Below are 12,990 nucleotides of genomic sequence, written 5' to 3'. Positions count from 1 at the left end.
GTCGGCTCAGCGGGCGTCGTCGGTCAGGCGCACGGCCTGACCCTGATGCAGCGCATGGACGCCGGCGACCACGACCCGCTCGCCCGGCTCGATCCCGGCGCAGACGGTGATGCGACCGGCCTCGGAGGCCTCCGATGCGGAGGCCAGGGTGACGTCGCGGCGCGCCACCGACTTGCCGTCGGCCGAGACGATCCAGACCGACCGGCGCGCGCCCTCCTCGAGGAGCGCGGAGGCGGGCAGCAGGAAGCGGCGCGCCACCTTGCGGGCGAGGGACACGTCGATCGTCGCGCCGAGCCGGAAGGCAGGCCCGGGATCGTCGAGGGCGATGCGGATCCGGCGCGAGCGGGTGCCGGTCTCGGCGAGCGGCGCGATCTCCCGGATGCGGCCCCGGGCCGTCAGCTCCGGAGCGCTCTGCAGGCTGACCGTGAACACGCCGTCCGCCGGCAGCGCGCCGACATGTTGCTCCGGGATGTCCACCACCGCCTCGCGGACCTCCGGTCGGGCGATGGTCACGACGCCCTGGCCGGCGCTGAGCACCTGACCGATCTCGGCGAGGCGCTGGGTCACAACGCCGTCGAACTCGGCCTTCAGCTCCGTGTAGCCCATCTGGTCCCGGGCCTTCTGCAGGCTCGCCGCCGCTTGGTCGACGCGTGCTCGCGCGGTGTCCCGCTTGGCCACCGCCTGATCGAGGGTGGCCTGCGAGACCGTGTTGCCGGAGATCAGGCGCCGGCTGCGTATCTCGGCGGCCTCGGCGTTCTCGGCCTGGGCCTTGGCGTCGGCATAATCGGCCTCGGCGCGGGTCAGGTCGAAGCGCGTGACCACGGTGTCGAGGGCGGCCAGACGCTGCCCCTTCTTGACGATATCGCCGACGGTCACGTCGCGCGCCACCATCCGGCCGGGGATCTGGAAGCCGAGCTCGGACTGGTAGCGGGGCTGGATCGTGCCCGCGAAGGGACCGAACATGATGGCGTCGCTCGGCTCCGCGGCCTGCGTCAGCACCGGCCGCACCGTCGCCGCGGAGTCCGGCTCACGCGGCTCCTCACCGTGATTACCGCAAGCCCCGAGACCCATCGTGACGACGGCGAGGGCAAGAACTGCGCGGGCGCTCATGGATTGCTCCCGACGGAGGCGGCAGCGACGGTCTGCCCGGGCCGCAGAAACTGGATGCCGGCGACGACGATGCGTTCGCCCGGCTCGACACCGTTCTTCAGGGCGATCACGTCCGGCCCGTAGCGGTCGATCTCCACGGCGCGCACCGAAACAGTGCGCCGCCCCGGATCGTAGACCCACACGGCGGGGCGGCCGTCGTAGCGGTAGAGCGCCGACCAGGGCAGGATCACCGCCTCGTGCGGGGCGAAGCGCCCGCGACCGACGACCACGGCCCCCAGGCCCATGGCGGGCGGCGTCCGTTCCAGGCCAACCTTGACCCGGACCGTGCCGCTCGACGCATCCACGGTCGGCGAGACCTCACGCACGGACCCGCGCACCGTGACCGACAGGTCGGTCTGCAGCGCGACCGTGATGGTCTTGTCGGCCGCCGGGCGGGCCGTGAGCGACTCGTAGACGTTGAAGACCGCGTCGCGAGGGCCGTCCTGGGCGAGCACGAGCACCGTCTGGCCGGACTGGACCACCTGCCCGACCTCGACGCTTCGGCTCGTCACGATCCCGGCAACGCCGGCGCGCAGCTCCGTGTACGAGAACTGCTCCTGCGCCGTGCCGAGTGCGGCCTTGGCGGAATCGACCGCGGCCTGCGTGGTGCGCAACTCCTGCTCGGCGTTGTCGTAGGACGGCCGCGTCGTGTAGCCGCCGACCATGAGCTGCTTCTGGCGCTCGAAAGCCATCTTGGCCTGCGTCAGTTGCGCCTCGGCCGAGTTCAGCGCGGCCTTGGCGTTGTCGAGGTTCGCCCGCTGGGTCAGCGGCTCCAGCACGGCGAGCACCTGATCCGCCTCGACGTGATCTCCCACCTCGACGCGGCGCTCGGCGACCTTGCCGTTCGTCCGAAATGAGACGTTGACCTGTGCCTGGGCTTGGATATCGCCGGTGAGCACCACCTCGGAGGCGACCGGCGTACGTCGCGCCTCGACGATCCTGACCCGCGCCAGCGATGGATCGGCCTCAGTAGCCGGCTCGACGGCGACTGCGCCGACCGGACAGAGGGCGATCGTCGCCAGCAGGAGGACTGTGTAAGGGTGAGCGATCATGGTGTTCTTGCGGTCCGCCCACGCCGCAGAATCGCGGCGAACTGCGTGACGCCTCCTTACGCTATCGGCTACATACCGTCCAGTCGGTTTTTAACGGGATGACCTATGCGAGTTAAGCGCCAGCGGCTGGCCGAACGGCCCGAGATCATCCTGGAGGCGGCCGATGCGGTCCTTCGGAAGGGTGGCGCGCGGGCGTTGACCATCGACGCTGTCGCGGCGGAGGCTGGGCTGAGTAAGGGCGGGGTGCTCCACCATTACGCCTCGAAGGACGCTTTGATCCTGGCGCTGGTCGGCCGGAAGCTCTCTGAACTGCGGGAGGGCATCGCCGCCTGCGAAGCCGACGCGCCGCCGGGACCGTCGCAACTGCCGATGGCGATGGTGGCGCATGCCCGAGCGCATTACTGCGAAGACGACCAGTCATCGCGCGCCCTGCTCCTAGCCTCGATCGAGTATCCCGAGGCTCTGAACGACTACCGCAGCTTCGTGGCGGAACGGCTCGGGCGGCTCGCCGAGATGAACGGAGCCTGCCCGGGCGAGGGCTCGATCCTGTTCTTCTCGATCCTAGGCCTTATGATGGGCCGCACGCTGGGCTTCCATCAGCTCGAGGCAGACGAACTCCAGCCCATGTTCGAAGCGCTTGAGCGCATCGCCCGCAAATCCGGATCGTGAGGCCGTCCGGTCAGGCCTGAAACGAGAGCAGCGCCCGCGTCCCCGGATGCCCCGGCACGTAGGACAGGCCCGAACGCAGATTCGTCGCCATGGCCCGCACGATCCGCGAGCCGAGTCCGGTGCCGCGGATCTCCCCGTCCCCTGTCCATCCGACGCCGTCATCCTCCACCGCGAGCTGGATGTTGTCGGCCCCGTGGCGCTCAACCGCGACCCGGATCTCCCCCGACGTGCCGGCGGGATAGGCGTACTTGTACGCGTTGGTGACGAGTTCGGTCACGACGACTCCCACCGAGACCGCCTTATCGGTGGAGAGCCGCACGGAATCCGCACGCAGGTGGATCGCGTGATCGCGCCCGCTCGCCCGCATGGCGGCCTGCAATTCCTCGACGAGGCTCTCGAGGTAGGCGTCCAGCTCGACGGATTCGACGTCGTCCGACGTGTAGAGCCGCCGGTGGATGCCGGCGATGGCCGAAATCCGGGCCTGCATCTCATCGATCGCCGCCTTAGCGGCCGGATCGGTCACGGTGTTGCGCTGCATGTGGGCCAGCGCCGCCACCAGGGCGAGAGAATTCGCAACCCGGTGGTTCACTTCGCGCAGGAGCAGCTCCGCCCGGTCGCGCGCCTCGCGCATCTCGGCCTCGGCGCGCTCCTTGTCCCGCCGAAGTGCCTCCTGGCGGAGCGCGGTGGCGACCGCCTCGCCAAGGAGTTCGCGGAACTGGCCCTGGACATCCTTCCAGACGTAGTCGACCGCGCCGGCCTTGAGCGCTGCCACGGCGACGCGGCTGTCCTCGGATCCGGTGACGTAGATCACCGGCGGGGCCTGCGGCAGGGCGCGGATCTCGGGCAGCAGGTCCAGGCCGGTCTGGCCGGGCATGTGATGGTCGAGGGCGACGGCGTCGATACCGCCCTCGGCCAGCCGCACGAGCCCCTCGGCGCCGCTGGCGCAGAGCTCGACTGCGTAACCGCGCGCCTCCAGGGAGCGCCGGACCAGCCGACCGAGGCCGGGATCATCGTCGATGTAGAGGATGCGCGCCGCCGCGGCGGCATCCCCGGGAGCGCCCGGATCGGTCATGGGTTTTCGGGAACCTGCATGACCGAGAAGAACAATCCGAGCTGACGGATCGCGTTGGCGAAGCCGTCGTAGTTCACCGGCTTCGTGATGTAGACGTTGGCGCCGAGATCGTAGCAGCGCTGGACCTCGCGATTGTCGTCGGTGGTCGTGAGCACCACCACCGGCGAGCGTCGCGTATGCGGGTTCGCCTTGACCTTCTCGAGGATGTCGAGGCCGGTCATGTCCGGCAGGTTGAGATCGAGCAGGATCAGCAGGTGGCGCCGGGAGCTCGCCTCGCCAGAACCATCCGGCCCGAGGAGGTACTGCAGCGCCGATGTGCCGTCCCGGAAGGGGACGATCTCGTTATTGACACCGGCGCGCCGGATATTGCGCTCGATCAGCCGCGCATGGCCCTCGTCATCCTCGATCATCACGATGCTGACGGGGTGCACTGGTCGCTCCACGCTCATTCCGCGGCCAAAGGTGCCGAAACCAGGGGCTCATCCAGAGCTGTAGCCGCGCCACGCGGCAAGGTCACGCTGAACGTCGTGCCCTGCCCAAGTTCCGAGGCGACCTCGATCCGGCCACCGAACGAGCGCACGAGTGCCTTGACATGCGCGAGGCCGATCCCGTCGCCGGGCCGGTCCTGGCGCCCCGATCGCCGGAACAGCTCGAAGACCCGGGCGTGGTCGCGAGCCGCGATACCGCGGCCGTTATCGGTCACGGAAAAGCAGACCCCGCGCGGGCCGGCCGACCGGGCCGTGACCGTCACCTGCCCCGGCCGGGAGGGGTCGAGGTATTTTATGGCATTGTCGATCAGGTTTCCGAAGATCTGCTCAACGGCCAGCCGGTCGGCCACGATCCAAGGGAGATCCGGCGCGATGGTCACCGTCGCGCCCGCGGCCTCGGCCTGATGCTGCTGGGCATCCGCGACCCCGCGCAGCAGGGCGGTCATGTCGAGGCGCTCGGCGTTGAATTGGCGGCGCCCTTCCCGTGAAAGCTTCAGGATGGCGGCGATCAGTCCCTCCATGCGGTTGACCGCGGCCTTGATGTAGCCCAGCGCCTCGCCGAATTCCGTGTCGATCCGCTCGGCCTGCGGATGGCCGTCCAGGGCTGCGCGCACGTCGTCCCGCGTCGTCTCCAGCTCGCTGGTGAAGCCCATCACGTTCACCAGCGGCGAGCGCAGGTCGTGACTGACGATGTAAGCGTAGCGCTGGATCTCCTCGTTGGATTCCCGCAGGTCGGCCTCTGCCTCCCGCTGCTCGGTAATGTCGGTGTGAACGCCGACCCACTCGCGGATCTCACCGCGCCGGTTGAGCGCCGGGATGGCGCGGATCGCGTAATGCCGCCAGGTCCCGTCCCGCGAGCGAACCCGGTGTTCGTGGATGAAGGTGCGCCGCGCGCGCACCGTCTCGTTCCAGGCTTCGATCGAGGCCTGCGCATCGTCCGGGTGCACGGCGTCGGCCCAGCCGTAGCCCTCGTATTCGGCCCGGGTCTGCCCGGTGATGGCGCTCCAACCGGGCTGCTCGCCGACCATCCGGCCAGCGGCGTCGTTGGTCCAGAGGACCCCGCGCACGGCCTGGACGGCGGCGCGGAATCGCGCCTCGCTGGCCTGGAGTTCCATCTGCACACGCTGCTGATCGAGCGACGAGGCCAGCATGGCCAGGAACAGGATCAGGAAGGTCGCCCCTGCCACGTACAACGCGAGGTTCTGCTGGCTTTGGGCGATCACCGCGGTGTGCGCGGCATGGGCGCCCGTCTCCTCGGCCGTGAAGGTCGCGGCCGCCATGCCGGTATAGTGCATGCCGGCTACGGCCACGCCCATCACGCAGGCGGCCACGAGCTTCTGCCAGACGCCGTGGCGGCGGAACGTGAGCCACAGGGCAGCCGTCGCCGCCGTCACCGCGATCGCGACCGAGACCGCGACGATCGACGGGCTGTAGGCGAGATTCCCCGGGACCTGCATCGCGGCCATGCCGGTGTAGTGCATCCCGGCGACGCCGAGGCCCATGAGCGGGCCGCCGATCAGCAGTCCGGCGAACCGCTCCCCCGAGAGGGCGACCCACGCGAAGGCTCCGCCCGTCACCGCCACGGCAAGCAGCAGGGAGATCAGCGTCAGGCTCAGGTCATAGGCGGCCGGCATGCCCATCTCGAAGGCAAGCATGCCGACGAAGTGCATCGACCAGATGCCGCCGCCCATGGCCACGGCCGCGCCGGTAATCCACGGCCAACGCGGGCCGGGCACCGGCCCCCGGGCGCGTCCGCCGAGATCAAGTGCCGTGTAGGCGGCGAAGACCGCGATGGCGATCGACAAGGCGACGAGCGCCGGATTGTAGCCGGTATGGACCATCTGCGCTCATTCGCACGCGAGACGCGTTATTCGTGCTGTATCTCGTGTCGAACGGGAGCGCCATCGGGAGCATTCGCAGCCACGCCGCCTTGGAGACTGGATCTATCCGGAGCCCGTGCAGCCTCGATCCGCATCGGCCGCGGCGGCGTCGGTCGGTGCCGGTTGCGCCCGAGCCGTTGCCCTCGTGACGGTACTGACTGACTCGGCTAGCGGGCCAGAGCGCCCCATGATCTTATGGGTCGCCAAGCTCGAAACACGATCCTCCCGGATGGGGCGTTCATCGTCCAAGATGTGCGCGGCCGCCGGGAGGTCGACACCCCGTAGAATTAGCGTCGGCGTCTTTATCTGATCGCCGCAACGACGAAGCGAGGAACGACCCTCGACGGCGTCGCGTGAACGGGGCCATGCCAGTGAACTCGCCAGATGGTATTTTGAACGGCAAAACCGGATCGTCACGGACGTGGGCCCTGCGGCCGCGCGGATGCGTTGACGGCGGGTCAGTTGCTCACGCCAGCGTAGCGTCATGACAGAACACGCCGCGACACCGCCTCAGGACGACCTCCGCCGCTCCCTGGCGCGTGCCCTCTACGAGCACGACCGGGAAGGAATGACAGATCAACCGGCCTGGGAGGGGGGCGCCCTCGACACCCGGCACCCGGGCCTGCGCGAGCGCTATCTGAAGCGCGCCGACGCCCTGGCGGAGGGTCCCCTCGCTCCGCTCCTCACGGAGTTGAGCGACCGGAACGCGCACGAGGAGGAGCTGCGCGTCCTGCGCCGCCAGCGGATGGCCGCGGAGCGGGAGCGCGAACTTCTCGACGCCAACAACCGCATGCTCGCCCGCGCCACCGCGGCCGAGGCAGCGAAGGACGCCGCGGAGGCCGCGCTCTTGACCGTGCAGCGGGAACGGGACGTCGCCCGGGAGGCGGAGGCCTTCTGGCAGCAATTCGCCTTCGATGCCGACGAACTGGCGACCCGCCGACTGATCGAGCAGACCGATGCTCGGGCCGAGGCTGAACGCACCGCGATCCGTGAGCGGTGCCGGCGCGAGCGCGCCGAGAGCGCGCTGCGGCTGTTCGCCGACCGGGCCGATGTGATGCCCAAGGAGGGCTGGGCGTCCGAACTGGCCAGTGCCAACCGCGACATCCCGCTCTGGTGGTTCCACGCCGCCCGGGTCGCCCTGGAGCCGCATGAACCGCTGCCCTGCCAGGAGCAGGACGGAGCGTCGCGAGGTCCTGGGGGGTGATCACCCTCGGCGACAGCGGGGAACGCGCGACGGCACAAGGCGCCGATTCGTTCGACCGGACACGCTGATCCCTGCTGCGGACCGGGACGCAGACTGGTGCGCCCGGCCGGCGGTGCCGAACTCAGGCTGCCGCGGGATGCGCGACGTCCGCCGGCGGCTCACGGAACAGCGCCGTGCAGCCGGAGCCGCGATGCATGCTGAGAATCGATGCCCGATCGATCTCCGGATGCGCCTTGAGCACCTTCTGCACGCAGCCCAGGACGCGATCGTACTGAGCAGCGTCGAAATTCGGCTCCAGCGGACTCACCGCGATGTAGGTTTCCACAACGAGCACGCGCTCTGCGCGGTCGCGGCTGACATCCACTGCGATCCAAGACGACTTGATCAGGCTTGTGCTGGCGAGCATGGGCGTTCCTCGTTCAGCGTTGGTGTCGGCCGGCTACCGGGAGGCGGGCTCATTTTGACGAAATCATGGACCGCCTTTGAACGTCTGCCAAGGGGGGCGGCGCGCTCTTGCTCCCCTGCACGCAGCCGCCCGAACCTGCGTTGAGACAGCAGAATCTTCAGTCTATGGTTGGGACCGAGCGACTAACTTCCCGCGCCTCCGTTCGCACTCGCGTCGAGCTGATGGCATGTGGTATACATGTTCATGGGCCGACCAGATCGGACTATGAGTGACGGGACCGCGGCTCGACGGGACCGCGCGTCGGGAGGGAGGGCAGGCATGGTCCGTTCGAGGACGGGAAACGCCGCTTTCCGTGGCCGGCACGCGGTACTGCTCCGCATCGGCCCCGCCCCGACCTGAGACGCATTTCCCGCCGCATCCCGAAACCCGACCCGAGACCGACCATGACCAAGGCCCTCGAAGGCGTCCGCATCCTGGACTTCACGCACGTCCAATCCGGCCCGACTTGCACTCAGCTCCTGGCCTGGTTCGGCGCCGACGTGATCAAGGTCGAGCGGCCCGGCGTCGGCGATGCCACCCGCCAGCAACTGCAAGATATACCGGATGTGGACAGCCTCTATTTCACGATGCTGAACCACAACAAGCGTTCGATCACGCTCGATTCCAAGAACCCGAAGGGTAAGGAGGTGCTCTGGCGCCTGATCGAGGAATGCGACGTCCTCGTCGAGAACTTCGCGCCGGGCGCGCTCGCGCGCATGGGCCTGACCTGGGAGAAGATCCACGCGAAGAACCCCCGCATGATCCTCGCCTCGGTGAAGGGCTTCGGGCCGGGTCGCTACGAGGAATGCAAGGTCTACGAGAACGTCGCGCAATGCGCCGGCGGCTCGGCCTCGACCACCGGCTTCCGGGACGGCATCCCGATGGTGACGGGCGCCCAGATCGGTGATTCCGGTACGGGCCTGCACCTCGCGCTCGGCATCGTCACTGCCCTCTACCACCGGACCCAGACCGGGCTGGGCCAGAAGGTCGACTGCGCCATGCAGGACGGGGTGCTGAACCTCTGCCGGGTGAAGCTGCGCGACCAGCAGCGGCTGCAGCATGGGCCGCTCAAGGAGTACAGCCAGTTCGGCGAAGGCGTCCCGTTCGGCGACGCCACCCCGCGGGCGGGCAACGATTCCGGAGGCGGACAGCCGGGGCGGATCCTGCGCTGCAAGGGCTGGGAGCAGGACCCGAACGCCTACATCTACGTCATCACGCAGGCGCCAGTCTGGGAGCCGATCTGCGACATCATCGGGGAGCCGGGCTGGAAGACAGACCCCAACTACGCCACGCCCAAGGCGCGCCTGCCGCATCTCAACGAGATCTTCACGCGCATCGAGGCCTGGACGATGAAGATGTCGAAGTTCGAGGCGATGGATATCCTCAACGGACACGACATCCCGTGCGGCCCGATCCTGTCCATGAAGGAGATCGCAGCCGACGAGGCGCTGCGCGCCACCGGCACCATCGTGGAGGTCGATCACCCGACCCGCGGCCGGTACCTCTCGGTCGGCAATCCGATCAAGCTGTCGGCGAGCCCCACCGAGGTGGTACGGTCGCCGCTGCTCGGTGAGCACACCGAGGAGATTCTGCGCGACCTGCTCAAGTACTCGGAGGAAGAGGTCGGGGAGATCTCAGGCTCCGGCGCCATCGGCGCGGTGCAGAAGTTCGCCGCGGAGTGAGACGCGGCCGGCGATCTCGGCCGATACGCCGTGGGTCGCCGGCTTCGGGCTACATAGGTCCGGCGCACGATCGAGCGTCCAACCCGGCCGCGCGAGGCTCAACCTGACCTCGTGAACGTTTCTCGTCCCGCCCCGCGACGGGCCGGACGACCTCGGAGATTTGCATGCGCATCGCCTTCATCGGTCAGCAGGATTTCGGCAAGGCCGTCCTGGAGGCGTTCCTCAAGCGCGGCGACAGCGTGGCTGGCGTCTTCTGCGCACCCGAGAAGCCGGGCGCGAAGCCGGACGTGCTGAGGATCGCGGCGCAGGAGAAGGGGCTCCCGGTCTTCCAGTTCCCGAGCCTGAAGAGCCCGGAGGCCGACGCGGCGATGCGCGGCCTGGAGGCCGATATCGGCATCATGGCCTACGTGCTGCAGTTCGCTCCGCAGAGTTTCGTCAACATCCCGAAGCACGGGACGATCCAGTATCATCCGAGCCTGCTGCCCCGGTATCGCGGCCCGTCCTCGATCAACTGGCCGATCGCAAAGGGCGACCTCCAGACCGGCTTGACGATCTTCCGCCCGACCGACGGGCTCGATGAGGGTCCGGTGATCCTCCAGAAGACCTGCGAGATCGGCGGGGATGCGACGCTCGGCGACGTCTACTTCGGCAGCCTGTTCCCATTGGGCGTGGACGCGATGCTGGAGGCGGCCGACCTCGTGGTGGCGGGGCAGCATATCGAGATCGATCAGGACGAGGACGCGGCGAGCTACGAGGGCTGGTTCCGGGCCGCGGAGGCCGAGATCCGCTGGTCGGCGCATGCTGAGCAGATCTACAACCTCATCCGCGCGGCGAACCCGGCGCCCGGCGCCTGGACGACCCTGGATGGCAAGAAGATTCAGATCTTCGATGCGCGGCTGCATCCGGTCCGCCGCCTCTCCGACGTGAAGGGCAAGCCCGGCGAAGTGATCGCGGTCGACGAGGACGGATTCAGCGTCTGCGCGCAGGGCGGCCGGATCGAGATCCGAAAGGTCAAGCCGGAGGATGGAAAGAAGATCGCTGCCGCCGAGTTCGCCGCCTCCGGAGCCCTGGCGGTCGGGCAGATCCTCGGCCGCTGAGCCGAGGCGGACGCTCCTCCCTACCCGCGGCAGGTGCGTTCGCCGGCTCGATAACCGCCGGCCGCCCCCGGTTCAGTTCCGGTCGGCGGCGTTGAGGCCGTAGCCGCGAAATCGCTCGACGGTCGAGGCGATCTCGTCATCCGATAGGATCAGCGGGGCGCCGACCTGGAGCGCGAGGGCGTATTGCCAGCACAGCGTCTCCAGTTCGACGGCTAGCCAGAGCGCCTTCTCCAGGCTCTCGGCGGCAGCGATCATGCCGTGATTGGCGAGAAGGCACGCCCTCCGATCCGCCAGAGCGACGAGCGCGAGGTCCGAGAGTTCCTCGGTGCCGTAGGGCGCGTAGGGCGCGCAACGCACGTGCGGGCCACCGAACGCCGCGATCATGTAGTGCACCGCCGGGATCTCCCGCCCGCACATGGCGAAGGCGGTGCAGTGGACCGGATGGGCGTGGACGACGCCGTCGAACTCGGGGCGCGCCGCCAGGATATCCCGATGAAAGCGCCACTCCGAGGAAGGCTTGAGCCCCGGTGGGTGCGTGCCGTCGAACGCGAGCGGAACGATGTCGTCCGGGCCCATGCGCGCCGTGGGCAGTCCCGAGGGCGTGATCAGCAAGCCGTCGCGGAAGCGCATTGAAACATTGCCCGAGGTGCCGCGGTTCAAACCCTGCGCGTCGAGGTCTCGCGCCACTGCCACCACGCGCTCCCGCGCCGTCCGCTCGCCCGTATCCATGTTCGATCCCCGGATGGCCCCGCGCGCGTTCCGGCCGGGCGGAGGCCGTTCGCCGGAATACGCGTCTCGATTCCGGGGTACGCGTGAAGGCCCGGCGCCGTAAAGCCGGCGCCGGGCCCGCTGCTGGAGCCGCTTCTGTCGCGCGCTCGCTCGCGCCGGCGCTACGGCACCAGCACCGGCGCAAGCTTCGCTCGGGTTCCCTTCGTGTAGGCTGCGCGCATCGGCTTGAGCACGAACAGGGCCAGGAACGCCGCCAGAATGTTCAGCCCGGCCGCCGCCAGGAACACCGCGTGCCAGCTCCCCGTCATGCTCGTGAGCACGCTGGTGTAGGGCACGATCAGGGCCGCCGTCCCCTTCGCGGTGTAGAGCAAGCCGGCATTGGTCGCGGCATATTTCGAGCCGAAGGTGTCTCCGCAAGTGGCGGGGAACAGCGAGTAGATCTCGCCCCAGGCGAAGAACACCAGACCCGTGAGCAGCACGAAGGCCACCGGATTCTCGCCGAGCTGGCTTAGCGCGTAGATGCCGAGTCCCTCGATCGCGAAGGAGATGAACATCGTGTTCTCGCGGCCGATATGGTCGGAGACCCAGCCGAAGAACGGCCGCGTCACGCCGTTGAGCACGCGGTCGAGCGTCGCCGCGAAGGTCAGGGCCGGCAGGGTGATCCCGAGGAGGGAGACCGGCACGTCTGCGATCTTGAAGTCCTTGGCGATCGGGCCGAGCTGCGCGGTCGCCATCAGGCCGCCGGCGGCCATCATAACGAACATCGCGTACATCACCCAGAAGATCGGCGTGCGCACCATCTCGGACGGTGCAAAGTCGCGCTTCGACTGACTGACCCGGGCGACCTCCGGGACCTGTCCCTTGGCCGGCGCCCGGAGGAAGAGGGCGACCAGCATCACGATCGCGCCCTGACCGATGCCGAAGTAGAAGAACGCCGCTTCGTAGCCCTGCGCCTTGATCATCGCCTGGATCGGCACGACGGTGAGTGCCGAGCCGGCACCAAAGCCCATTGCGGTGATGCCGGCGGCGAGCCCGCGGCGATCCGGAAACCATTTCAAGGAATTGCCCACGCAGGTCCCGTAGACTGCACCGGCACCGGTGCCTCCGATCGCGGCGGCGACGTACAACATGGTCAGCGAATCGGCATAGGAGTTCATCACCCAGGCAATGGCGCAGAGCAGGCCGCCGATCAGGGTGACGATCCGCGGGCCGTACTTATCGACGAACCAGCCCTCGATCGGCACCAGCCACGTCTCGGTGACCACGAACAGCGTGAAGGCGACTTGGATCGCCGCCCGGTCCCAGCCGTGGCGCTCCTGCATCGGGTTCACAAAGAAGGTCCAGCCGTACTGCATGTTGGCAATCATGCACATGCAGACCACGCCGAACGCGAGCTGCAGCCACCGGCCTGCACCGACCTGCTCGCGGATCTCGGACATATGTTCCCTCCTGTCGAAGTTTATTGTTGGCGTCCAATTCCGGGCCGTTCCTATGCCCTCACCCCGTCGCACTTGGCAGAACAA

General features: G+C 68.5%; 12 protein-coding genes. 4 read left to right on the top strand and 8 right to left on the bottom strand.

The genetic code is table 11. From position 1 onward, the window contains the following. Positions 1 to 6: 6 nt before the first annotated feature. Both Q8W67_RS05735 and Q8W67_RS05730 read right to left on the bottom strand, forming a co-directional pair. On the bottom strand, positions 7 to 1,110 hold the full coding sequence (locus Q8W67_RS05735; protein ID WP_305542060.1) for an efflux RND transporter periplasmic adaptor subunit: 1,104 nt from the start codon (positions 1,108 to 1,110) through the stop codon (positions 7 to 9). Then, on the bottom strand, positions 1,107 to 2,201 hold the full coding sequence (locus Q8W67_RS05730) for an efflux RND transporter periplasmic adaptor subunit (protein ID WP_305542057.1): 1,095 nt from the start codon (positions 2,199 to 2,201) through the stop codon (positions 1,107 to 1,109). Before Q8W67_RS05730 ends, Q8W67_RS05735 begins: the two co-directional genes overlap by 4 nt. A gap of 105 nt (positions 2,202 to 2,306) precedes the next feature. On the opposite strand from Q8W67_RS05730, the gene Q8W67_RS05725 reads away from it, so the two are divergent. Then, positions 2,307 to 2,870, top strand: a complete 564-nt coding sequence (locus Q8W67_RS05725) for a TetR/AcrR family transcriptional regulator (protein ID WP_305542054.1) — start codon at positions 2,307 to 2,309, stop codon at positions 2,868 to 2,870. Positions 2,871 to 2,880: 10 nt separating this feature from the next. Here Q8W67_RS05725 and Q8W67_RS05720 read toward each other — a convergent pair whose 3' ends face one another. The 3 genes from Q8W67_RS05720 to Q8W67_RS05710 are packed head-to-tail and all read right to left on the bottom strand — an operon-like array spanning position 2,881 to position 6,271. Continuing rightward, positions 2,881 to 3,942: a response regulator gene (locus Q8W67_RS05720; RefSeq protein ID WP_305542040.1), complete on the bottom strand. Its 1,062-nt coding sequence runs from the start codon at positions 3,940 to 3,942 to the stop codon at positions 2,881 to 2,883. After that, positions 3,939 to 4,391, bottom strand: coding sequence for a response regulator (locus Q8W67_RS05715; RefSeq protein ID WP_305542037.1), 453 nt, complete (start codon positions 4,389 to 4,391; stop codon positions 3,939 to 3,941). The genes Q8W67_RS05720 and Q8W67_RS05715 overlap by 4 nt, the downstream gene beginning before the upstream one ends. Next, positions 4,388 to 6,271, bottom strand: a complete 1,884-nt coding sequence (locus tag Q8W67_RS05710) for an MHYT domain-containing protein (RefSeq protein WP_305542034.1) — start codon at positions 6,269 to 6,271, stop codon at positions 4,388 to 4,390. Before Q8W67_RS05710 ends, Q8W67_RS05715 begins: the two co-directional genes overlap by 4 nt. Positions 6,272 to 6,794: 523 nt before the next feature. Between Q8W67_RS05710 and Q8W67_RS05705 the strand changes: the two genes are divergently transcribed. Continuing rightward, complete coding sequence (locus Q8W67_RS05705; protein ID WP_305542031.1) at positions 6,795 to 7,514, top strand: hypothetical protein; 720 nt, start codon at positions 6,795 to 6,797, stop codon at positions 7,512 to 7,514. A gap of 121 nt (positions 7,515 to 7,635) precedes the next feature. Here Q8W67_RS05705 and Q8W67_RS05700 read toward each other — a convergent pair whose 3' ends face one another. Beyond that, positions 7,636 to 7,920 (bottom strand): hypothetical protein, encoded by a 285-nt coding sequence (locus Q8W67_RS05700; RefSeq protein WP_305542028.1) that lies wholly within the window; start codon positions 7,918 to 7,920, stop codon positions 7,636 to 7,638. Between the two features lie 443 nt (positions 7,921 to 8,363). On the opposite strand from Q8W67_RS05700, the gene frc reads away from it, so the two are divergent. Together frc and Q8W67_RS05690 are read left to right on the top strand one after the other, a co-directional pair. Further along, complete coding sequence (frc, locus tag Q8W67_RS05695) at positions 8,364 to 9,641, top strand: formyl-CoA transferase (protein WP_305542025.1); 1,278 nt, start codon at positions 8,364 to 8,366, stop codon at positions 9,639 to 9,641. Positions 9,642 to 9,805: 164 nt separating this feature from the next. Then, positions 9,806 to 10,738 carry a methionyl-tRNA formyltransferase gene (locus Q8W67_RS05690; RefSeq protein WP_305542022.1) on the top strand — a complete coding sequence of 311 codons (933 nt, stop codon included), beginning with the start codon at positions 9,806 to 9,808 and terminating at the stop codon, positions 10,736 to 10,738. A gap of 72 nt (positions 10,739 to 10,810) precedes the next feature. Here the strand turns inward: Q8W67_RS05690 and Q8W67_RS05685 are convergent, their stop codons facing one another. Next, a complete protein-coding gene (locus Q8W67_RS05685) occupies positions 10,811 to 11,467 on the bottom strand; it encodes a class II aldolase/adducin family protein (protein ID WP_305542020.1) in 657 nt (218 codons plus the stop codon). 161 nt (positions 11,468 to 11,628) lie between these two features. Continuing rightward, complete coding sequence (oxlT, locus tag Q8W67_RS05680; protein WP_305542018.1) at positions 11,629 to 12,906, bottom strand: oxalate/formate MFS antiporter; 1,278 nt, start codon at positions 12,904 to 12,906, stop codon at positions 11,629 to 11,631. Between the last annotated feature and the right edge of the window lie 84 nt (positions 12,907 to 12,990).

It is taken from the genome of Methylobacterium sp. NEAU K (assembly GCF_030700285.1).
Lineage (GTDB): Bacteria > Pseudomonadota > Alphaproteobacteria > Rhizobiales > Beijerinckiaceae > Methylobacterium.
The sequence above is the reverse complement of the archived record's forward strand: the minus strand, read 5'-3'. Positions and strand labels throughout refer to the sequence as shown.